Origin of the sequence: Archangium violaceum (genome assembly GCF_016887565.1) — a bacterium.
GTDB lineage: Bacteria > Myxococcota > Myxococcia > Myxococcales > Myxococcaceae > Archangium > Archangium violaceum_B.
In genome coordinates, this window is the sequence record NZ_CP069396.1 from 6,497,295 (window position 1) to 6,518,790 (window position 21,496).

Consider the following 21,496-nt stretch of genomic DNA (forward strand, 5'->3'; position numbering starts at 1 on the left):
CCTCTCCCTTTGGGAGAGGGCGGGGGTGAGGGTCGTCGCCTTCGTGTTCCGGGGGAAGACCCTCACCCTAGCCCTCTCCCAGAGGGAGAGGGGACATCCACGGACCCTCGGACCCTGTCCAAGGACTTCGTGGACACTCCACTCGAGGGGAAGGGGAACTACGGCCGCACCAGCCGCAGGTGCGACTTGCGGCCGCGGCCACTCGGGGGCAGGGGGGGCATTCCCTGACCGTCATCCAGTGGGAGATCCCTCAGCTCCTCGCCCTGGTTGTTCTCCGGCGCGAGCGGATCCGCCGGCCCTCGCAGGCCCGAGCGGAGAATCACCAGGAAGAGCACCGTCAGCAGCAGGGAGATGGCGATGAGCGTCAGGCTGGCGTTGAGGTACAGCGTGTCGCGCGCTCCGGGATCCGGGAAGAAGAGGATGGTGACGAGCAGCATCCACCACACCCCGAGCAGCGTGAGGCCCACGCTCCCGACCCACAGCTTCACCCGCGAGCCCAGGGAACGCCGCACCGGGAAGCCCACGACCTTTCTTGCAACGGGATACGACCCGGAGGGGTGGTTCTCCTTCTCCCTCGACGCGACCCGGGCCAGCGCGAGCTCGGGAACCGCGTCCCTCCACTCGCGAGGCCTGCTGGACGACGGCACCCACGCGAATCCGCGCTCCCGGCGCACCCAGACGAGGGCCAGCGCCATCAGGGCGACGAGGGTGAACGTGGCGGGGCTCATCCGGAGGGACTCGATGGCGCCGCGCAGGAGCACGGCACCGGCGAGGCCCGAGAGCAGCAACCGGAGGCGAGGGGGAATGAACACCGGCATGGAGCGAACGGTAGCAGAGATGGGAGGCCTCTCCAGTTTGCCATCGGTCCGGGTCGATTGCACTCCTCGCGTAACCCCTTCCACTGTCCACCCCCCGACTCCGGTCTCCTCCACCAGGGAACTCAGGCCGTGCTTGACAGCCGGCCGGGCTCCTCAGGTGGTGGGGTCGACGATCGGCTCCGGCATCACCCACAGCCCCGCGGGGTTTCCATAGGCCTGATCGAAGGCGTAGAGGATGCCCGTCCAGCGATCCCAGAAGGTGGCCCAGTTGTACTCGGTGGGAGGGGAGGTGAAGGGGTTGCCGTCCGGATCCGGCCGGCTGTAGGCATAGTCGGCGTACGTCCACTCCACGGTGCCGAAGTACGTCTTGAGCAGCGGGGTGATGGCCTCCAGCAGCGCGGAGCGGGACACCTCGTCCGGGCGCTGCACGGCCGGCGCGAAGACGGGCTGCGCCATGTCGTGCTGCTCGCGCCAGGCCACGTAGTTGTTGCCCATGGCGATGAGCGCGTCGCGCGCGGTCGGCGTGGGCGCCAGGCGGGCCTTCTCGTAGAGCGCGAAGGCGGCCACCAGCAGGCTCTTCCAGTGCATGCCCGGGAAGATGCTCTCGAACTGGTAGGGCCGGGGTGTGTCGTTGGCGTGGGCGAGCGCGTACTCATAGGCGGCCCGAGCCTCCTGCGGCACGGCCTCCGGGAGGGAGAACTCCGTCAGCACGCGCTCGGGCGTCACCTCGCCGGTGGCGGTCCGGCGCCAGTCGAGGAACAGGCGCCCCGAGCCACCGATGTCCGTGAAGATGGCGACGTTGCCCTCGTGCAGGGTGCGCTCCAGGGTGATGACGAGGGACTCCGCCTTGTCGAGCGGAAGGAAGCCCGGCGCGCTCCAGTAGAGCGAGGCGAAGCGCAGGGTGGTGGCGGTGAGGGTGCGCGGGTCGGCCAGCGCCTCCCAGTTCATGGCCGTGGTGAGCGAGGCGATCGACGTGGCCGCGTCGAGGGGAATGCCGTGCAGGACGAGCTGCAGGGAGAGGCTCTCGACGGTGAGCCGCAGCTCGCCGGTGAGGCCCAGCCGGTCGAGGGCGTTGCCCACGGTGAGCACCGGCTGTCCCCGAGCCGCGGCGATCGCCTGCCGCGCGAGGGCCGTGCCGAGCATGCCCTGGCCACCGGTCTGGGAGGCATGGGGCGCGAAGGTGAACCAGTTGGGGCGCACGGTGCTGCTGCCTCCGGGCTGGAGGCTCGGATCGAGCAGGGCGCCCAGCTCGTAGGCGATCTCGATGTAGCCCAGGGTGATGCGGCGGTTGTCCTGCAGCGGCGTGGGCTCCTCCGCGGCGTGGGCGCGGGACGCCAGCCCCAGGACGGCCAGCAGCAGCGCGGCGGTGGCGAGGGGGCGGAACGACGGCTCTTGAATCTCCACGAGGTGTCTTCTCCTGCGGTAGGGGGAACGGGGTGGAGCGGCGCGCACCGTAGTCACCTCGCGCGGCGTTCCAAACGGTTTCCCGGCGGATGATCGCAGGATGCTTTGAAGACAAACCAAATGTTTTGAAGCCAAATCATTTTCGTGGAGCGCGACGCGGACCGTGTGCCAGCAGCTGAGCGGGCGAGCCGCGTGAATGTGGATGGGCCGCGCGGCGGACTCGTGTACCTTGATCGCGCGCTTCCACGCAGAAGGTCGAACGTGCCCATCCGGACGCCGTCTCCCCGTCTTCTCCGCTCCGCTTCCTCCCCGAAGAATCCGCTTCCCCTCGCCGCGCCGTCGGTTCCCGCCGCACGGCCCGCGACTCCGGGTTCCCTGTCCGCCACCACGGCCACCGCGCGCCTCGCCTACGAGGTGCTGATGACCCTGGATCTCGATGGCGATGGTCGCCTCACCGCTCGTGACGCCGAGCGCGCCCGCGAGAGTGGGCAGCGCTTCGCGGTGGAGCTGGTGCTCGGCCCGGGGGCCCGCCTCGAGCTGGCCGGGGCGGAGCGGCTCGCGCACGCCGCGGACGTCCTCTCCGAGGAGGTGCTCGAGGGGCGGGGCGATGAGCCGGGACTGCCCGTGGAGCGGATGCTCACCCCACGCACCGAGACGATGCGGCGGCTGATCGACCAGGGCTGGGACGGACTCGTCCGCCGCTCGGACCGGGCCGAGGATCTGAAGAAGGCGCTCGCGGTGATGCCGGTGAAGGACCCGGAGGGCCGGCTGCGCGTGTACGTCCCCGCGCGCGATCGCAAGGCCCTCAAGAAGCTGCGTGCCGAGGCCCGGCGCTCCGGCGGCCTGGAGATGGTGCCGCTCCAGAAGCCTCGCGGGGCCGAGGACTGGCGGGCGCTCATGCGCGCGCCGGGGATGCTCTACCTCCCGCGCCCCTACATCGTCCCGGGTGGCCGCTTCGTGCAGATGTTCGGCTGGGACAGCTACTTCAACGCTCGGGGCGCCCTGGCCTCCGGCCGCTACGAGCTCGCGAGGGATCTGCTCGAGAACCAGCTCTACGAGATCGAGCACTATGGGAAGATCCCCAACTCGAACCTCAGCTACCACCTGTCGCGGACCCAGCCGCCGCTCATGCCCCGGCTGGCGCTGGAGCTCCACGCGGTGCGCCCGGACCGGCGCCTGCTGAAGCGGGTGGCGAAGGTGGCCGAGCAGGAGCTCGAGAACGTCTTCCGCACGGGCCCGCGCGCCACGCCGAGCGGGCTGTCCCGCTACAAGGACGACGCCGAGGGGCCCGACGCCGAGGATCTGTCCGCGTTCTACGCTGGCTCGCGGCCGGACGACGCCGAGTTCCACCGCCACGACCGCGCCATCCGCGAGAGCGGCTGGGACATGTGCCACCGCTTCGGCACGGCCACGCACCACCACGAGCCGGTGTGCCTCAACTCGCTGCTGTTCCAGTACGAGATGGATCTCGCGGAGATCCTCCGCCTGGTGGAAGGGGAGGACTCGCTGCGGGCGGCCCGGTACGCGAAGGCGGCGAAGGCCCGGGCGCGCACCATGCGCACGCGCTTCTGGGATGCCGGGCGGGGGATGTTCTTCGATCACGACTTCGTGGCCGGACGCCGCTCGCGCTACGAGTCCCTGGCCACCTTCTATCCGCTGTGGACGGGCTGGGCTTCCCGGGAGGAGGCCGCCGCCGTGGCCGCCGCGCTCCCGCGCTTCCTCCATGACGGAGGCCTGACCTCCAGCACCCGCGCCTCGCGCGAGGCCGCCGGTGGAGAGGCCCTGCAGTGGGACTGGCCCTTTGGCTGGGCGCCGCACCAGGTCATCGTGGTGGAGGGACTGCGCCGCTACGGCTTCCACGCCGAGGCCGATGCGGTGGCCTACCGCTGGGTGTCCATGATCCTGGACATCGCGGGGAGCCACAACGGCCTGGTGAAGGAGAAGTATGACGTGGTGAGCAGGTCCGCCGAGGTGGCCGTGGAGTACGGCAACCAGGGCGCGGATCGCGGGCCGCTGCTGGCGCCCCGGTCCGAGCGGACGCTGGGCTTCGCCTGGACGAATGCCTCGGTGTTGCTGCTGCTGAACGGCTTGTCCCCCGAGCTGCGCGAGGCGCTCGATGCCGGCCTCCCCGCCGACAGCGTGCTCGGGCCTCCGCGCGACCAGGGCGGCAGCGGCCGTTCCCGGAAGAAGCGCGGCGCTCGCATCGCCGCGTGAGGGACCTCCCGGGCGCGTTTCGTACGAACTGGTCTGATTGTCGGACCAGTTGCCGACGAGCGCGCCCGGACCGCCCCCTCCCGGGTGTCCCTTCTCGTATCAACCCGTCGTGACCGTGACGGCCCGGGCGGCCGCGCGGACGGCGGGGCGCGGATGCTGGCGCAGCTCGCGCAGGAGGTTCCGGGCCTCGGCTCCGCGCCAGTACCGGCGCGTGCCCGCCTCGCGCACGAGCTCCAGTGCCACGAGTGGCGCTCCGGTTCGCACGCGGGCCGCCACGTCCAGCAGCAGCTCCGGTGCGCACTCCTCGTTCGCGAACTTCATCACCGACGCCACCATGGACGCGAGCGCCTGGGCGAAGAAGGGCTCCTCGCGGGTCTCCGCCGCCAGCCCGAGCAGCACGTCCGCGACCGGGCCCGCCTCCTTCCAGGTCAGACAGTGCACCCGGATCCGGGCGGACAGGGGCCACAGCGCGGCGTCCCGGGTGAGTACGCGCGCCACCTCGGCCAGGCGCGGACGCAGGCCCAGCACCACCGGACGCGGCTGGACCAGCAGCGCCTCGATGAGCTGCTTCAGCCGGTTGAACGCGGGCAGATCCCCCTGGGGCCCGGCGTCAGGCTCCTCCTGCATGGAGGCGGAGACGAGCGCCGCCACGCAGTCCACCACCTGCTCGAAGGCGCGCCCATCCAGCGTCACCAGCACCAGCGCCAGGGTGGCGGCATTCCACTCGTCCCCGCTGGAGAGATCCACGATGCGCGCCGCCGCGAGCCGAGCCACCCGCTCCTCGAGTCCCGCCGCCCAGTGAATCAGCGCATGGAAGGTCCGCTGGCGCACCTCGGAGTCCGGGTGGTCCACCAGTTGGAAGAGGAGCCCGGCGTAGCGGGGACGGAGCCGGGCGGGGAGCGCCTCGGGAGGCTGCTTGAGGAGACTCCGGGCCACGTACGGATCCGGGTCGCGGACCAGGATCTCCATCATGTCCCAGGCGGACTCCTCCGTCTCCAACAGCCGGCGCGCGGCGTGGCCCATGGCGATGCACACGTCCCGGTGGACGTGGGGCTTGTCCCATTGCTGGCGCAGCAGGGCCAGGGCGCGCGGATCCCGGGCGGTGGCGAGCTGCCGCACCAGCTCCTTGTGCACCGTCACCTTCAGTCTGTCGCGCGAGAGCAGCGAGGCCAGCGTCCCGGTGCGGTGGGAGGGGGACAGTTGCTCCAGGATTCCGGGCAGCACGTACATGGCCACCCGCGCGCGGTCCCCGTCCAGGTGCTCCAGCAGCAGCGGGAGCGCGGACCCGGGCCGGTCCAGCCGGCCGAATGCGCCGAGCACGGCCTCCACCGTGGGCACGTCATTCCACCCGAGGAAGGGCTGGAGGTGCTTCTCCGTCACCACCGGCAGCCGGGCCAGGGTGTACAGCACGTCCGTCCGCTCCCAGTCACAGAGCACCTCATCGTTCGCGATCCGCAGGAGCAGCTCCCGGTAGCGCTCCTGGTGCCGGGGCAGCCAGCGGTGGAAACCTTCACGCAACACGGGCACCCAACCCCGGCCGTCCACGGCGAAGCGGCCCTCCAGCGGGCGGCCCTCGAGGTAGGGCTCCAACGACTCCGGCCGGTGCCGGTGAAGGTGCGCGAGCACCCGCGGGAAGATGATGGCCGAGGCGTCCCGTGCCAGCAGCTTGCGCACGCGCTGATCCCTCGTCCGGGGCGATTCCAGCCAGTACTGGATGGCCCGGTGTGCGTGCCACTCGACCTCCGACTCGGTGAGCGGTTCGAGCAGGGCCTGGAGCATGTCCACGTTCCATGCGCGCCGGCCGAGCGTCTCGCACAGGGCGAAGATGAGTCTGGCCCGCTCGTGCGGGCCGGCGGCGCGGATCCGCGGCAGCAGGGCGGCGACCAGGTGGTGCTCGGCACCTCGGGGCAGACCGTCGAGCCGGAGGGTATCCAGGGAGTCGTCCAGCCCGAGCAGCCGCTCCATCGTCCTCAGGGCGAATTGGAAGAGGGCGCCCCGGTGATCCATGAGGTGGGCACGGAGGAGCTCGAAGGTCAGGACTCGCAGCGCGGTCCGGGTGGCCTCCGAGGTGTCGCGCGCTTCGAGCGCGTCCGTCACCAACGTCTCCAGGAATGGAATGTGCTCGGAGGTGTAGAGGCCGGAGATGGCTTCGAGCGCGCGCAGGACCTCGCGGCGGACCGGATCCTGCTCGTTCTTCAGCCGGGAGAGATAGGTGAGCGTCTCGGTCACTCCCCGGCCCGACAGGCCGGTGCTGGCCACGAGGAGCGAGAGCGCCATCGCCCGGTCATGGGCGTCGCTGGCGAAGGCGGCCTCCTGGAGTTGCTCGCGCGAGTGCTCGATGGTGCGCAAGGCCAGCAGGCAGAGCCGCTGATGGCGATCCTCCCGCACCTCGGGCCGTTCGAGCTGACGCGCCACCTCGGCGTCCCGCAGGGCCAGGGGCAGGGCGCAGAGGAGCTTCGTCTGCAATCGAGGCGGAGGGACGCCGTCGAAGGCATGGGTGAAGAGGGCGGCCCGCTCGCAGGGGGAGACTCGCTGCAACAGCCGGGTGAGGAGATCCTGGCGATCCACCAGCATGCGTGCGAGCTCGAGGCGCTGATCGAAGGAGAAGCACCTCGCCACCTCGCGGAGCATGCCCTGTGTCAGGACCCTGTCGTTCAGGCCCTTGCGGAGCGCGGGCCGGCCGAGGAGCTCGAAGAGCTGCTCCGGGTACTCGCGCACGAGCCGGGGCAGGGCCTTCACCACGAGCTCGGGCAGGGCGGTGGTGGTGTGCTCGCGCACGAGGGCGAGCACCGCCTCGCACCGGAGGACGAGCAGCTCCCTCAGGGGCAGGTCCCAGGTGAGGAAGAGCCCCTGGCGCTCCGAGGCGGCGGCCCCGGTGAACCGGGCCTGGAGGAAGGCGAGCACCGTGTCCGGGTGGCGGTGCACCAGCGTGGGCCAGGCCCGCACGGCATGGGCGAGCTCCGGCAGCAAGTGCCGCACGTCCTCGGTGTCCAGCGCGGGGAGCAGCAGGGCCGCCTCGCCGTCGCCATGGCGCGCGCGGACGACCGGGAGCAGCCGGGCCGCGAGCCGCTCCCGCCGGGCGAGCGCCACGCCCTTGAGCACCCGTCGGCGGATCATCGAGGGCAGCTCGGGGAGCACCTGCTCGAGGGCGGCCTCGTCCCGGATGGCTTTCCCCGCGAGGGAGGCGGCGCGTCCCCGCACCGCGCGGGAGGGGTGGGTGAGGCCGCGGAGCAGCACGGCCTCGTTCCGGGCGGCGCGGGCCATCACCAGCGCCAGGGTCGCCTCGTGCGCATCTCCGGCCACCAGCTCGCCCATCAACGCCGGCAGGGACGGGCTGTCCCGGGCCTCATGCCCGATCCTGGCCACGCGCTCGAGGCGTGCCCTGTAGCCCTGTGAGTCCAACTCCTCCAGCAGCGCGGCGCGAGTGGGTACCTGCAAGCGTTCTCCCCTCCGGTGGAAGCCCTGACTCCACGTGCCCCGGACGTCCGGTGCCCGTCCGTCTGACAAGCCCCTCGGGCCTGTAGGCCCACGACGCACTTCTCCCTTCATTGCCTGGAGCGGATCCAACGGAGACCCTCTCGGACAATGAGAATTTCAGAACGGTCGGGTGCGCGTGGCGGGGGCGGGAGAGTTGACGGCAACGATTCTCAAGTAAGTTACGAGAATCGGATTCATCGAAAGACGAACAGGTGAGCGGACGGATGGAACTGCCCAGCCACCCCAGTCTCGCCGGGATGGGGGCCCCGGCACTCGACGTGCGCGAGGCGCAGATGAGTGGTGAGACCACGGCGGAGCAGGCCCTGCGTGCCAGCAACCTGCTGCTCAAGGCCCTCACGGAAGCCCAGACGGAGTTCATCCAGGGCCATGAGCCGTATCGATTGTTCGACAAACTCCTATCAGTTCTGCTGAGGCTGACGGGGAGCGAGTACGGCTTCATCGGCGAGGTGATGCACAACCCGGACGGCACGCCCTACCTGCGGACCAACGCCATCACCAACATCGGCTGGACGCCGGAGCTCCGGGCGTTCCATGACCGCCAGGCGCCCAAGGGCATGGAGTTCCGCAACCTCAAGACGCTCTTCGGCACCGTGATGACGACGGGCAAGCCGGTGGTGGCCAACATGCCGGCGGTGGATCCGCGCCGGGGCGGGCTGCCCGACGGCCACCCCCCGTTGCGCTGCTTCCTGGGGCTGCCCTTCCACTCCGCCACCGAGATGGTGGGCATGGTGGGCATCGCCAACCGCCCCGGTGGCTATGACGACGAGGTCATCACCTTCGTCCAGCCCTTCCTGGCCACGTGCTGCGCCATCCTCCAGGGGCTGCGCAGCGAGCAGCGGCGCCAGCAGGCCGAGGAGGAGGTGCGACGCTCGGCGGCGAGCTTCCGCACCCTCATCGAGCGCTCGCCGGATGCCATCGTCCTCCATCGGGAGGGCAAGGTGCTCTTCGCCAACCCCGCCGCCGCCAGCCTGCTGGGCCATGAGAACGAGGTGGAGCTGCGGGGCCTTTCGGTCGACGCGCTCGTCCTGCCCGGCAACGAGTTCGCCTTCGCCGAGCTCTCCAGCGTCGGCACCCCCCACGAGGTGCAGTTCCGGCACCACGAGGGCCGGCGGGTGCTGGGCGAGGTGGTGACGGTCCCCCTGATCTTCGATGGCCAGCCGGCGATGGTCTCCATCGCCCGCGACATCACCGAGCGCCGGCAGGTGCAGGAGAAGCTGCTGGCCACCGAGCGCATGGTCTCGCTGGGCACGCTGTCCGCCGGCGTGGCCCATGAGATCAACAACCCGCTGTCCTACATGTTGAGCAACCTGCGCTTCGTGGACGACGAGCTGGCCGCGCTGGCCGAGGCCGGCGAGACCCTCTCGGGCGAGCGGGGACAGGAGATCCGGGACGCGCTGAGGGAGGCGCTCTCGGGCAGCACCCGCGTGCGCGACATCGTGAGGGATCTGAAGACCTTCTCGCGCGGCAGCGACGAGCAGCAGGGCGGGCCGGTGGACGTGCGCGCCGTGCTCGACTCGTGCGTGAACATGGCCTGGAGCGAGATCCGCCACCGCGCTCGGCTGGTGAAGGACTATGGCGACGTGCCACACGTGAGCGCCAACGAATCCCGGCTCGCCCAGCTCTTCCTCAACCTGCTCGTCAACGCCGCCCAGGCCATCCCCCATGGGGATCTCCAGGCCAACGAGATCCGCCTCACCACCACCTTCGAGGAGGGACAGGTGGTGGTGTCGGTGCGGGACACCGGCGTCGGCATCCCCCAGGAGAACCTCGGCCGGCTGTTCGATCCCTTCTTCACCACCAAGCCCATCGGGGTGGGCACCGGGCTGGGCCTCTCCATCTGCCACGGCATCATCACCGCGCTGGGCGGACGCATCACCGTGCGGAGCGCGACCGGCCAGGGCACCACCTTCCGGGTCTTCCTGCCCGTGGCTGGCTCCTCGGAGCACCGGGAGCCGGATCAGGCCGCCTCGTAGGCCTCAGCGCCGCTCGAACCGCAGCCGGAGGCTCCGGGGGCCCCGCAGCAGCAAGCTGCCACCCCAGTCGATGTGACCCTCCTGGCCGGAGGCGAAGGAGACGCGGCGCACCCGGCGGAAGAGCTCCTCGAAGGCCACCTTCGCCTCGAGCCGGGACAGCGGCGCGCCCAGGCAGAAGTGGATGCCGTGGCCGAAGGAGAGGTGTCCCTGGGCCTCGCGGGTGATGTCGAACCGGTCCGGCTCGGGGAACTTCCGCGGATCCCGGTTGGCCGCCGCGATCAGGAACATGACGCGCGAGCCCTTCGGCACCACCTGGCCCCCGAGCTCCGTGTCCGCCGTGGTCTCCCGGAAGACGGCATGGGCCGGCGGCTCGTAGCGCAGCATCTCCTCGATGGCGTTGGGGATGAGCGAGGGGTCCGCCGCCAGCTTCTCCCACTCGGAGGGGTGCTGGATCAGCGCCACTAGCCCATTGCCGAGCAGGTTGGTGGTGGTCTCGTTGCCGGCCACGAGCAGCAGCCGGGTGAAGGCGATGACCTCGATGGGGGCGAGGAGCCCTTCCTGCTCACCCGCTTCCAGCAGGGCGCTGATGAGATCCTCTCGCGGCTGCTGGCGGCGCCGCTCGATGGCGCCCTCCAGGTACGCGTTGAGGTCCCGGAGGTCGGCGATCATCCGCGGCAGCTCCTGCTTGTCCGTGGAGAAATCCGTGCTCTGGACGACGGCGTCCGACCAGCGCTTGAAGTCCTCGCGGCGCTCGGGCTCGATGCCCAGCATCTCGGCGATGACGATGACGGGCAGGGGCTCGGCCAGGTCGGTCACGAAGTCGGGCTCCTCCCGGGCGAGCAGGGTGTCCAGCAGCCCGCTGGCGAGCTCCCGGATGCGCGGCTCCAGGTCGGCGATCCGGCGGGGCGTGAAGGCACGGCTCACCAGCGTGCGCAGGCGCGTGTGCAGGGGCGGGTCGTTGAAGAGCAGGCTGTTGCCGGGCTGGAAGTAGCGGAGCAGATCCTCGCCGAGCTCCTCCGGAGGCCGCCCGCCGGGCGTCGTCTTCGAGGAGAACAGGGCCGGGTTCCTCAGGGCGGGAACGATGTCCTCGTGGCGGGTGACGACGTAGCAGCCCATCAGGGCCTCGAGCTTCTGGACCGGGTGGGTGGACTCCCTCAGCGCCGCGTAGAAGGGGTAGGGGTTCGCCAGGACCTCGGGCGTCAACATGGGATTGGTCGGATTCATGGGCTCTCCGTGTCGTGGGAGCGGCTTTTGGCCGTGAGACACTCCCGCCTCGAAACACCTGCTTGCTCCGAGGGAAGCCGTGTATAGGGTGTCCCCATGCCGAAGGCACCCGCGAAACCCGCCGAGCGCATGGCGGACCCCGTCCTCCTATCCCTGTTCGATGTCCAGGAGGCCACGCTTTCCAATGGCCTCAAGGTGCGTCTGCTCGCCAATCACCAAACGCCCGTGGTGAGCCTCTACACCTTCTTCCAGGTGGGCAGCCGCAACGAGCGGCCCGGCATCACCGGCATCAGCCACCTCTTCGAGCACATGATGTTCAACGGGGCGAAGAAGTACGGCCCCAAGCAGTTCGACAAGGTGCTCGAGTCCAACGGCGGCCGCTCCAACGCGTACACGTCCACGGACATGACGGTGTACTACGAGGACTTCGCCTCGGACGCGCTGGAGACGGTGTTGGACCTGGAGTCGGACCGGATGCGCGCGCTGCGCATCAACGACGACTCGCTCACCAGCGAGCGCCAGGTGGTGATGGAGGAGCGCCGCGCCCGGGTGGACAACGACATCACCGGGATGATGGACGAGGAGCTGGGCACGCTCCTGTGGAAGGCGCACCCGTACCGCTGGCCGGTCATCGGGTGGATGAAGGACATCGAGAACATCACCCGCCAGGACTGCGAGCAGTACTTCCGCACCTACTACGCGCCCAACAACGCGGTGCTCTACATCTGCGGGGACATCGACCCGAAGAAGACGCTCGCGCTGGTGCGCCGCTACTACGGGGACATCCCCAAGGGCCCCACGCCCGCGTCCGTGCTCGACGCCGAGCCTCCCCAGAAGGGCGAGCGCCGCGCCGAGCTGCGCCACCCCGCCCAGTCCCCGTCGGTGATGATCGCCTACCGGGGTCCGGCGGCGCGTGACGAGGAGACGCTCATCCTGGACATCATCCAGTACGCGCTGACGAAGGGTGAGGGCAGCCGGCTGGTGAAGAAGCTCGTCTACGAGACGCAGCTGGCCATCTCCGTGGGAGTGGACTGGGGCTGGAGGATCGATCCCGGCGCCATCCTGGTCTTCCTGGAGCTCAAGCCGGACTCGGAGCCGCGCAAGGTGGAGGAGGTCGTCTACGAGGAGCTGGCGCGCGTGGCGCGCGAGGGCCTCACGGAGCGCGAGCTGCAGAAGGCGAAGAACAACCTGCGGGCGGACCACCTGCGGGAGCTGGCGACGAACAGCGGGCGTGCGCACGCCATGGGCCATTACGAGGCGCTGCTGGGCTCGTGGCGGGACGGGCTGTCGCTGCCCTCGGTGTACGCGGCCGCCACGAACGAGCAGGTGAAGGCGGTGGCGGCGAAGTACTTCGTCCCCGAGCGCCGCTCCGTGGTGACGCTCCTCCCCGCGCCGGGTGAGGCCGCCGAGGAAATCGAAGACGGAAAGGACGTCGAGTAGAGATGGCCACCCGAGCCAAGACCCTGAAGAAGAAGGCGGCCCCGGCCAGGAAGGCCGCCCCCGTCAAGAAGGCGGCCCCCACCACGACGGGCGCCCTGACGCTGCCCACCCTGCACGAGAGCACCACCTCCAGCGGACTGAAGGTGCTGGCCGCCGAGCGCGGGCCGCTGCCGCTGGTGGCCATGCGGCTCGTCATCCGCGCCGGGAGCGCGACGGATCCCGCGGACAAGCACGGCCTGGCGGACTTCACCGCGCGCCTGCTGCGCCGGGGCACGGCGAGGATGAGCGCGGACGAGCTCGACGAGGCGATCGAGTTCGTCGGCGCGAGCTTCTCCGTGGGCAGCAACGAGGACATCCTCTCGCTCTTCATCACCACGCCGGCCGAGTACTTCCCGGACATGCTGTCCATCCTCGGGCAGCTGGTGCGCGAGCCCTCCTTCCCCGAGCGCGAGGTGGAGCAGTCGCGCGAGCGGACACTGGCGGGCTTCTCCAATGACCTGGACGATCCCTCCGTCATCGCCGACCGGGCCTTCACGCGGGCGCTGTGGGGCAAACACCCGTACGGGCATGACGTGGGAGGCAGCACCGCGCACGTGCGGACCTTCACGCGGGATGATCTGGTGCGCTTCCACCGGGAGCGGATGGGTCCTCGGGTGTCGCTGCTGACGGTGGTGGGCGCGGTGAGCCCGCAGCGGGTGGCGGAGGAGGCGGAGAAGGCCTTCGCCGGCTGGGAGGGCGGGCCGGAGGCGCCGGTGGAGCTCGCGTCGGGCGACACGGTGGCCACGGGCCGGGTGATCGTGGTGGACAAGCCGGACCAGACGCAGTCGCAGGTACGCATCGGCGGGCCGGGCTACCGGCTCGGCCATCCGGACTACTTCCCGGCCACGGCGATGAACATCGCGCTGGGAGGGGGCTTCACCTCGCGGCTGGTGAACGAGGTGCGCGTGGAGCGCGGCCTGACGTACGGCATCCACAGCTACTTCGACGCGATGAGCGCGGGAGGCGTGTTCGGCATCTCCACGTTCACCAAGACGGAGACCACGCGGGAGATCATCGACGTGTCGCTGGCCGAGGTGGCCAAGGTGCGCCAGGGAGGCATTCCCGCGGGCGAGCTGAAGAAGGCCCAGCGCTACCTGGCGGGGCTGTACCCGCTGCGCACGGAGACGAACGAGTCGGTGGCCGCGGTCATCAGCGACATCCGGGTGCACGGGCTCGGGGACGACTGGGTGGAGAAGTTCCGGGAGCGGCTGCTGGCGGTGAAGCCGAAGCAGACGGTGGAGGTGGCGGCGAAGTACCTGTTCTCCAAGTCGCCGCTGATCGTCGTGCTGGGGCGCGCGGATGCGATTGGCAAGCAACTCAAGGGGCTGGGCCCGGTGACGGTGGTCCCGGCCTCGGAGTACGAGTGAGCGACGTCCGCGTTCTCTTCGAGGGCGCGGGGCTGCTCGCGGTGGACAAGCCGGCGGGGATGCTGGTCATCCCCGGCCGCGCCGAGGGGAGCGGGCCGTCGCTGCGCGAGGTGCTGGAGGAGCGGCTGGGGCGCAAGGTGTACGTGGTGCACCGGTTGGATCGGGACACCTCGGGGGTGGTGGTGTTCGCCCTGGAGCCGGAGAAGCACCGGACGCTGTCGATGGCCTTCGAGGCGGGCAAGGTGCGCAAGCGCTACCTGGCGCTGGTGGAGGGCCGGGTGGAGGCGCCTCGAATGGTGGACGCGGCGCTGGCGCCCGCGCGCAAGGGCCGCATGCGGGTGGCGAGGCCGGGTGAGGAGGGGAAGCCCTCGCGCACGCGGGTGAGGCCGGTGGAGGTGTTCGCGGCGGCGTCACTGGTGGAGGCCGAGCCGGAGACGGGGCGGACGCATCAGATCCGCGTGCACCTGCTGTCGGAGGGGCACCCGCTGCTGGTAGATCACCAGTACGGGCGGGCCGAGCCGCTGAAGGCGAAGGAGCTGGGCGGGGAGGGGGAGGAGGAAGTACTGGCGCGGACGCCGCTGCACGCGGCGAGGCTGGAGTGGCCGGCGATGCCCGGAGTGGAGGCGAGGACGCTGGAGTCCCCGCTACCCGCGGACATGGCGAGGACCGTGGAGTTGCTGCGCAAGGCCCCCTCTCCGTGATTGGAGCACCGTATCCACTCGGCGGAGCGGTGCGCAGTGTAGTCACTGGTCGGCAGGGTACGAAGGCATCATGTAGAGCGGTTCTGGTGCGCTGCTCCTGGCTCCGCTTGCCCTCTAGTGGAGTGTCCGACAAGTTTTTCAACATAGTCGGGAGAGACATCGGCGCAGCACCACATCGAGGAGAACGCCGGCTGCTCGGCGGCCTACCCAACTCGCGGAGACGATACCGAAGGTAGTGCGCCTTCGAGCCAGAAACCGCCCCAGAGGCACCTTCCGATCGCGCGCTGCTCGAACTGGTCTGACCATCGGACCAGTTGCTTGAACTCGCGCCCGGAGACCGCCTCGTTCTCGCTCCGCGACTATGTTGAAAGACTTGTCGGACACTCCACTAGTCCGGAGACCGAGATGAGCTACGACCACAACTTCGACGTCGATTGCGTCTTCGACATCCTGCGCACCATCAACGAAAAGTACCCAGAAGGCTCCCCAGAGGACGAAGCACTCCGAATCGCCGCAGTGGCACTGTTCTACGTCCGTGAAATCCAGAAGCTGGACGACTATCGCGAGTTCTTCCGCTCGTTCTACACGCCCGCCATCGATTACATCGTCGTGTCCCAGACGTTCGCCACGAGAGAAGAGGCGGACGAGTGGCTCGGAAGTGGAAAAGCAAGGGATGGCGCTCTCGTCCGGATCACTGGCCAGGGATTCCAGGTCATGCCCGAGCGCAAGGGCGCGGGCTTGCGGTTCGTCAGGATGCCCCTGCCGGAAGAACTGATGAAGAACCATCCTCCGAAGTCAGATTAGTGAGGGTAGGGCAGTGGCCCGCCGAGCGCCTACCTGGCGTCCAGGGCGGGAGGGGCTTGTGTCTCGCGGCGCAGCTGCGCATCGAGCCAGAAGGTTCCGCCCGGCACCAGCGACGCGACGAAGGCCAGCGTCACCCGCTTGAAGCCCCAGCGGTGCTCGATCGCCGCCATCATCAGCGTGTACAGGTAGGCGATGAACAGCACGCCGTGAGCCATTCCCACCACGCGCACCATCTGGGGCATGCCCAGCGCGTACTTCAACGGCATGGCGATGAACAGGAGGAGCAGGAAGGACAGTCCCTCCCAGAAGGCGACGAGGCGGAAACGTCCGAGGGGCGTGGTCAACATGGTGTGGATTCCCTGCTCACGGCCACGAACCGTCCGGCAATCAGCGAGCCGGCGGCCGAGATGTACGTGGCCACTGTCATCAGGATGAAAAGGAAGGCGAAGAAGTTCGCCGGGATCCGAACAAAACCCCGGTGATGGACCACCAGGGTACAGGGGCCGGAACGGTCTTCCCAGGGGCTGCTGCGGACAGGGGCGCGGAACGCATGACGGTGATGAGATAACCTCTCGCGCCATGAGCGGGCGCACCGCCCATCCTATAGAGGGAGACCCACGACCATGCAACGCCAGTCCTCAGTCGCGTGGATGCTGACGGTCGGATTCATCATCATTACCACCGGAGCATGCTCTCACGCTTCCAGTGATGTCCGCGAAGGGCCAGCCTTATCGAGGGAGACATACGAGGCGTACGGCGACGAGTCCGAGGACGGCGTACGTATCAAGGGCAGCACGGTTGCCAGCCGCATTCAGGCGTTGATCGCACAGGGTCGATTCGCCGAGGCTGAAACACTCATCGCTGAAGCGAGTGCCGGGAGTCTGATCTCTCGGGAGCAGGCCGCCCGGCTGCTGAACGATATTGCCCGTCTCAATACGAGGCTGGGGGATATCCCCGCCACGTTGCAGCGTGTCAGGGACTTTCCTTCTCAGCTTCGGGACCACACGCTCTATGAGATCGAGCAGATGTTGAATGCCAAGGACTACAGCCTCGCGACGCAAGCTCAACTCAAGATGGCCAAGAAGCTCATCCTCGAATCCCCACGTTTGATGGAGAAGGGAGGAGATCTGTGACGCATCCCAGTCTCGACGAGTTGGTGGCAAGAATGCAGGCTGCTCGCGCGGAGGGTTGCGACAACCGCCCCAGTCGGGAGCAATTGCGGTTGCATCGAGCACTGGTCGAGTCCTGTCCCGCGTTCACGCCCAACCTGCTCGAACTCGCTCGTCTCTTGCGGCTCGACGATGCGCCACCCCCCGACTCGGGTGGCGAGGAGACCCTGCCGGAGATCCGGCGTCTGTTGGAGCTGGCCGTGCGGGCTTCGGGTCGAAGTGCCCCAGCCCTGGTGGAGCTCGCCTACTTCCTGGACATCTTCCATGACTCGCCGCCCGAGGCCGAGACGCTCTTCGAGGAAGCAGCACGGAGGTCACTGCGCACGCTCGAGGAAGCCTGGGCGGGACTGATCAGCTTCTGGTCCTCGAAGAGGACCCGGGAGTCGCTGAGCAAGGCGCTTCAGCTTGGCGAGACGGCGGAGAAGCTCTTCCCGGATTCCGAGCGCATCGGCCATGAGTTGCGCTTCGCCAGGGATCTGGCGGTGACGGATGGTCTGCTTCCACCCGAGCAGCCCTGAGCCCGTTCAGGGCTCGGAAGGTGCATCCGCGCACAGCCGCAGGCCGACGCTGAGATCCCTGAAGTCGGGCTCGGGCGTCTCGCGGTTGGGCGCGCGGGCCGTGCTGGCGCCGAAGTAGTAGCTGCCTCCACGAGCCACCGGACGGCCCGGCTGGAGCACGGAGTCGGTCCACTCGAAGACGTTGCCCACCATGTCGTCCAGGCCGAAGGGGCTCCGCGACTCGGGGTGGCGGCCCACCTCGTCCGGGCCGAAGTTGGCGCCCACCTTGCCGTAGGTCTCGTCGAAGTTGGCCTGCTCGGGAAGCAGTGTGTCCCCGTGCGGAAACTCCCGCTCGTCCGCGCCTCGGGCGGCGTGCTCCCACTCCAGCTCGTTGCACAGCCGCGCGCCGGGAACGCGGCCCGTCCGGGCCAGCCAGGCCGCGTAGGCCCGGGCGTCCTCGTAGTTGATGGCCCCCACCGGCATGCGCCACCAGTCCTGCTCCACGTCACGCGGGCGCTGCGTGTAGCGGATGGGCTCGCCCTGGTCCGCCTCGTACGGCACCGTCCGGGGCTTGAAGCGCAGGTGCCAGCGTCCGTCCGGCCGCCGCTTCAACGCCACCTCGGCGTCCACCGACGCCACCGAGGCTCCATGCGGGACGCGGCGGGCCAGCTCCTCCGGGGAGAGCGTCTCCAGCCAGGCCACGTACTCGCCATATGTCACCTCGGTGCGGGAGATGAGGTAGGGCCCCGTCTCCACCTCGTGCAGCGGCACCGTGTCGAAGAACTGCCGGATGTTCTCGTCCGCCGCCGTGCCGAAGAGGAAGGTGCCGCGCGGCACGTAGACGAAGCCCTCGGGGACCCGGGTGGCCTCCGGCAGGGCCAGCTCCAGGGTGCGTTCGGCGCCGGGCTCGGCTCGCAGCAGGTAGCTCACCGGAGCCCTCCCGGGCGCGCTCAGTTCCACCACCCAGGTGCCGCGCTCCAGTGAGAGCCCCTCCTGCGGAGTGGGGCCCGGCTGGCGAGCCGGAGACAACACCCGCTTCCCGTCATGGGTGGTCTCGTAGCGCGCCAGCGACACCGTGGCTCCGGTGGGCCGGGTGCGCAGGTTCAGCCGCATGGGCGCCTCCCAGCGCGCCAGTTGCTCGCCCTGGGTGTCATAGAGGCGCAGGCGCTGCAGCAGCTCGTCCCGGGCGTCGGGGTGGAAGGTGCGCTCGGCGAGTCCGGCGCGCTCGGCGAGCACCTCCGCGAAGGCCTTCCGGAGCTCCTCTCGGCCCGGATCGAGCACCAGCACCCGCTCCAGTGCGTCACTGGCACGGGCATACGCCCGATCCGTTTCCACCTGGAGCCGGCGCGCCTCGGCCCAACGCGGCCGGGCCTCCTCCTGCTTGCCCGTGTCGAAGAGGGCGAAGGACTCCGTGCGTGCTCGCGTCAGCGTCCGGTTCCGTTCGCGGGCATGCTCCAGGCGGCCCCGCGCCTCCGTCAGCTGCGCGCGCACCTGCTTCTCCAGCGTGTACCAGTCATTCACCCGCTCGCCCACGTACACCAGCGCCAGCGAGGCGAGGAATCCCGCGGCGAGCACCCGTGTGAGCACCCTCCCGTGGCGCACCGCCTGGCGCGAAGACTCGAGGAAGGTGCTCTCCCGCACCGAGAGGCCCTCGGGGGCGAGCGCGTGGACCTCGGCCAGGTGCCGGGCTCCCCAGAGTGCCTCGCGCGGACGCCCCAGCCGCTCCCACTCCGCGGCGGCCCGCTCCAGCCGGGCGTGCAGCTGGCGCGCCTCGTTGGCCTCGGCCAGCCACTGGGCGAGCCGCGTCCAGCCCGTGAGGAGCGCCTCGTGGGCGATGTCGAAGGTGGTGCCTTCCTCGGAGCGGCGGGCCACCACCAGGCGCGCGCGGATGAGCGCCTCCAGCGCGCCGCGCGAGGCCGGATCATTTCCGAGCAGCTCGGGCTCGGAGCGGCGGGCGCGCGTGCCGTCCACCGTGACGAGCCGCATGAGCAACCGCCGCGCCGCCACCTGTTGATCCGGCAGCAGCTGGTCGATGACGCCATCCGCGTACCGGGCGAGCGCGCCATTGACTCCGCCCAGTGCATCCAGCGCCGCGGCGGGGATGATGCCCCGGGCGCGATCTCGCGCCTCCCACAGCTCCGCGAGGGTGAACTGGAGGAGCGGCAAGCTGCCCTCGGCGCGCAGGGTAGACTCCACCAGCGAGCCGATGAGGGCCTCGGACTCGAAGCGCGCGCCCTTGACGCGGGCGGGGCCCGTCACCACCTCGCGCACCTCGGCGCGGCCCAGCGGGCGCAGCAGGTAGAGGGCACGCGCGAGGGCCTCGCCCAGGCCGGGCAGCGCGCCGAGCCGGGTGAGGAAGTCGCTCCGGGCCGTGGCCAGCAGGCGCAGCCCCGGCACTCCCGAGGCGAGCTGTCCCAGCAGCTCCGCCGCTTGCGCCGCCTCCATCGACTCACTGAGGGTGGTGAGCTCCTCGAGCTGATCCACGTGGAGGATCACCCCCCGGCGCGAGCCCCCTCCGAGGGCGGCGCGCAGGGCCCGCACCAGGGTGGTGGGCTCGGCGCGGGCGAGCTGGTCGATGCGCGCCTCCTCCAGGGGCACGTGGGGGGCGAGCGCGGCGGCGAGGCCGGACACGGGGCGGCGGCCGGGCACCATGCGCGCCACGCTCCACTGGAAGCCATCCTCCAGCGCGCCCTCCACCACCCGGGGCAGCACGCCCGCCGAGCACAGGGAGGACTTGCCCACGCCCGAGTCGCCGGTGACGAGGACGAAGGAGCTGGCGCGCAGCCGCTCCAGCACGGCGCGGATCTCCTGGCGTCGGCCGAAGAAGAGGGCGCGGTGCTCCTCCTGGAAGGCCTGCAGGCCGCGGTAGGGGTTGCCCTCGGGGACGCGCGCGGCGGTGTCGCCGGCCTTCAAGTCCTCCAGCGCTTCCAGCAGCTCGTCGGCGGAGGCGAAGCGCTCGGTGGGCTCGCGGCGCAGGCAGCGGTCCACCACCGCCGCGAATCGGGGCTCCACCTCCGGGGCGGCCTCGTGCAGCGGGCGCGCCTCCTTCTCCTGGACGGCCTGGGCCAGCACCTGGAGGGGCACGTGGCGGAAGGGGCCCTGGCCAGCGGCGAGCTCGTACAGCACCGCCGCCAGCGAGTAGAGATCCGAGCGCACCGAGGCGGGCTCTCCGCGCCAGGCCTCGGGGGACATGAAGTAGGGCGTCCCCACCAGCGAGCCATGGGTGAGGGAGGGCAGCTCGACGTCCGGAGGGAGCTCCTCGTCGGGGGGCTCGCCCTGGGCGGGAGCGGCCTCCGCGGAGGGCACGTCGATGAGCTTGGCCAGACCGAAGTCGAGCAGCTTCACCTCGCCGGACTCATCGAGGATGGCGTTGCCGGGCTTGAGGTCGCGGTGGAGGACATTGCGGCGGTGGGCGGCGGCGAGCCCGCGCGCCAGATCGATCCCGATGTCCAGCACGCGCTCCCAGGGCTGGGGCCTGGGCAGCCGGTCCAGGGAGATGCCGCGCACGTACTCGGAGACGAGGTAGGGGTGACCCTCGAACTGACTGGCGCGGTAGAGGGTGGCGACGTTGGGGTGCTGGATGCGGGCGGTGGCGCGCGCCTCGACGAGGAAGCGCGCCAGGGTCTCGTCATCGAGCGCGGGGATGAACTTCACCGCCACGGTGCGATCCAGCAGCGTGTCCTGGGCGAGGTAGACGAGTCCGGTGCGTCCGCGGCCCAGGGGACGCAACAGCCGGTACTCGTCGAACTCCCGAGGGGGTTGCCAACGCGCGCGAGGGGCGTCGGCCCTGGAGGGGGGAGGGGAGTCGCTCACCGGAGGCGCGATTTGCCCCCCGTCTTCTGGAGCAGGGCGCGGATCTGATCGGCCACCGTGTCCGGGAGCGCGGGCTTGGAGACGAAGGCATCACAACCCGCCTGCCGGGCTCGCTCCGTGTGCGAGGGGAAGACATGGCCGGTGAGCGCCATCACGGGGATGTCCCGGGTGCGAGCGTCGTCCTTGAGCTGCCGGGTGGCATCCCACCCGCTGATCACGGGCAGCGACAGATCCATGAGGATGACGTCCGGGTGGTGCTCCCGCGCGGACTCGAGCGCTTCCTGTCCGTTGCGGGCGGTCTGGACCTGGTAGCCGAGGTACTCGAGGTACTCGGCGTACATCTCCCGGGCGTCGTCGTAGTCGTCCACCACGAGCACACTGCGGGCTTCCGAGGTGGGAGCCTCTTCGGACTCGGGGACTTGGGGCGGGGGAAGCTTGCGGGCGGCGTCCATATGTCCTGGGGGGAAGGATCTCCATCCTCCAGCGAGCACGCGCTCTGGACAATGGTCCCACGGCTCGAAGGGCTCCACTTCAC

15 protein-coding genes are annotated in these 21,496 nt (G+C 70.0%); 8 read left to right on the forward strand and 7 right to left on the reverse strand.

What is annotated here, in order from left to right; genetic code table 11:
• Nucleotides 1-158: 158 nt before the first annotated feature.
• Both JRI60_RS26105 and JRI60_RS26110 read right to left on the reverse strand, forming a co-directional pair.
• Nucleotides 159-818, reverse strand: coding sequence for a hypothetical protein (locus JRI60_RS26105; protein ID WP_204228597.1), 660 nt, complete (start codon nucleotides 816-818; stop codon nucleotides 159-161).
• Nucleotides 819-971: 153 nt separating this feature from the next.
• The gene (locus JRI60_RS26110; protein WP_430384412.1) at nucleotides 972-2,216 is read right to left on the reverse strand and encodes a hypothetical protein; all 1,245 of its coding nucleotides are present in this window, start codon (nucleotides 2,214-2,216) and stop codon (nucleotides 972-974) included.
• 267 nt (nucleotides 2,217-2,483) lie between these two features.
• Here JRI60_RS26110 and JRI60_RS26115 point away from each other — a divergent pair, with 267 nt between their 5' ends.
• Nucleotides 2,484-4,436, forward strand: a complete 1,953-nt coding sequence (locus JRI60_RS26115; RefSeq protein ID WP_239470729.1) for an alpha,alpha-trehalase — start codon at nucleotides 2,484-2,486, stop codon at nucleotides 4,434-4,436.
• A gap of 99 nt (nucleotides 4,437-4,535) precedes the next feature.
• Here JRI60_RS26115 and JRI60_RS26120 read toward each other — a convergent pair whose 3' ends face one another.
• Entirely contained in the window at nucleotides 4,536-7,874 is a 3,339-nt protein-coding gene (locus JRI60_RS26120; RefSeq protein WP_204228599.1) for a hypothetical protein, read from the reverse strand.
• Nucleotides 7,875-8,137: 263 nt separating this feature from the next.
• On the opposite strand from JRI60_RS26120, the gene JRI60_RS26125 reads away from it, so the two are divergent.
• Nucleotides 8,138-9,907 carry an ATP-binding protein gene (locus tag JRI60_RS26125; protein WP_239470730.1) on the forward strand — a complete coding sequence of 590 codons (1,770 nt, stop codon included), beginning with the start codon at nucleotides 8,138-8,140 and terminating at the stop codon, nucleotides 9,905-9,907.
• Nucleotides 9,908-9,910: 3 nt separating this feature from the next.
• Here the strand turns inward: JRI60_RS26125 and JRI60_RS26130 are convergent, their stop codons facing one another.
• The gene (locus tag JRI60_RS26130; RefSeq protein ID WP_204228600.1) at nucleotides 9,911-11,131 is read right to left on the reverse strand and encodes a cytochrome P450; all 1,221 of its coding nucleotides are present in this window, start codon (nucleotides 11,129-11,131) and stop codon (nucleotides 9,911-9,913) included.
• Nucleotides 11,132-11,227: 96 nt separating this feature from the next.
• Between JRI60_RS26130 and JRI60_RS26135 the strand changes: the two genes are divergently transcribed.
• The 4 genes from JRI60_RS26135 (at nucleotide 11,228) to JRI60_RS26150 (ending at nucleotide 15,482) form a co-directional block, all read left to right on the forward strand.
• Complete coding sequence (locus JRI60_RS26135; protein WP_204228601.1) at nucleotides 11,228-12,571, forward strand: M16 family metallopeptidase; 1,344 nt, start codon at nucleotides 11,228-11,230, stop codon at nucleotides 12,569-12,571.
• Nucleotides 12,572-12,573: 2 nt separating this feature from the next.
• Nucleotides 12,574-13,977: a M16 family metallopeptidase gene (locus tag JRI60_RS26140; RefSeq protein ID WP_204228602.1), complete on the forward strand. Its 1,404-nt coding sequence runs from the start codon at nucleotides 12,574-12,576 to the stop codon at nucleotides 13,975-13,977.
• The gene (locus tag JRI60_RS26145) at nucleotides 13,974-14,678 is read left to right on the forward strand and encodes an RluA family pseudouridine synthase (RefSeq protein WP_204228603.1); all 705 of its coding nucleotides are present in this window, start codon (nucleotides 13,974-13,976) and stop codon (nucleotides 14,676-14,678) included. Before JRI60_RS26140 ends, JRI60_RS26145 begins: the two co-directional genes overlap by 4 nt.
• 405 nt (nucleotides 14,679-15,083) lie before the next feature.
• Nucleotides 15,084-15,482, forward strand: a complete 399-nt coding sequence (locus JRI60_RS26150; RefSeq protein WP_204228604.1) for a hypothetical protein — start codon at nucleotides 15,084-15,086, stop codon at nucleotides 15,480-15,482.
• A gap of 29 nt (nucleotides 15,483-15,511) precedes the next feature.
• Here the strand turns inward: JRI60_RS26150 and JRI60_RS26155 are convergent, their stop codons facing one another.
• Nucleotides 15,512-15,829, reverse strand: coding sequence for a DUF3817 domain-containing protein (locus JRI60_RS26155; RefSeq protein ID WP_204228605.1), 318 nt, complete (start codon nucleotides 15,827-15,829; stop codon nucleotides 15,512-15,514).
• A 276-nt stretch (nucleotides 15,830-16,105) separates the two neighbouring features.
• On the opposite strand from JRI60_RS26155, the gene JRI60_RS26160 reads away from it, so the two are divergent.
• Nucleotides 16,106-16,615, forward strand: a complete 510-nt coding sequence (locus JRI60_RS26160; protein WP_204228606.1) for a hypothetical protein — start codon at nucleotides 16,106-16,108, stop codon at nucleotides 16,613-16,615.
• Nucleotides 16,616-16,704: 89 nt separating this feature from the next.
• The gene (locus tag JRI60_RS26165) at nucleotides 16,705-17,169 is read left to right on the forward strand and encodes a hypothetical protein (RefSeq protein ID WP_204228607.1); all 465 of its coding nucleotides are present in this window, start codon (nucleotides 16,705-16,707) and stop codon (nucleotides 17,167-17,169) included.
• A gap of 6 nt (nucleotides 17,170-17,175) precedes the next feature.
• Here JRI60_RS26165 and JRI60_RS26170 read toward each other — a convergent pair whose 3' ends face one another.
• Together JRI60_RS26170 and JRI60_RS26175 are read right to left on the reverse strand one after the other, a co-directional pair.
• The gene (locus JRI60_RS26170; protein ID WP_239470731.1) at nucleotides 17,176-20,961 is read right to left on the reverse strand and encodes a protein kinase domain-containing protein; all 3,786 of its coding nucleotides are present in this window, start codon (nucleotides 20,959-20,961) and stop codon (nucleotides 17,176-17,178) included.
• Nucleotides 20,958-21,413, reverse strand: coding sequence for a response regulator (locus JRI60_RS26175; protein WP_204228608.1), 456 nt, complete (start codon nucleotides 21,411-21,413; stop codon nucleotides 20,958-20,960). The genes JRI60_RS26170 and JRI60_RS26175 overlap by 4 nt, the downstream gene beginning before the upstream one ends.
• Nucleotides 21,414-21,496 lie beyond the last annotated feature (83 nt).

Coding starts and splice junctions, on each gene's coding strand:
- JRI60_RS26140 (WP_204228602.1), top strand. CDS start 12,574: ATGGCCACCCGAGCCAAGACCCTGAAGAAGAAGGCGGCCCCGGCCAGG.
- JRI60_RS26135 (WP_204228601.1), top strand. CDS start 11,228: ATGCCGAAGGCACCCGCGAAACCCGCCGAGCGCATGGCGGACCCCGTC.
- JRI60_RS26160 (WP_204228606.1), top strand. CDS start 16,106: ATGCAACGCCAGTCCTCAGTCGCGTGGATGCTGACGGTCGGATTCATC.
- JRI60_RS26130 (WP_204228600.1), bottom strand. CDS start 11,131: ATGAATCCGACCAATCCCATGTTGACGCCCGAGGTCCTGGCGAACCCC.
- JRI60_RS26175 (WP_204228608.1), bottom strand. CDS start 21,413: ATGGACGCCGCCCGCAAGCTTCCCCCGCCCCAAGTCCCCGAGTCCGAA.
- JRI60_RS26125 (WP_239470730.1), top strand. CDS start 8,138: ATGGAACTGCCCAGCCACCCCAGTCTCGCCGGGATGGGGGCCCCGGCA.
- JRI60_RS26150 (WP_204228604.1), top strand. CDS start 15,084: ATGAGCTACGACCACAACTTCGACGTCGATTGCGTCTTCGACATCCTG.
- JRI60_RS26155 (WP_204228605.1), bottom strand. CDS start 15,829: ATGTTGACCACGCCCCTCGGACGTTTCCGCCTCGTCGCCTTCTGGGAG.
- JRI60_RS26105 (WP_204228597.1), bottom strand. CDS start 818: ATGCCGGTGTTCATTCCCCCTCGCCTCCGGTTGCTGCTCTCGGGCCTC.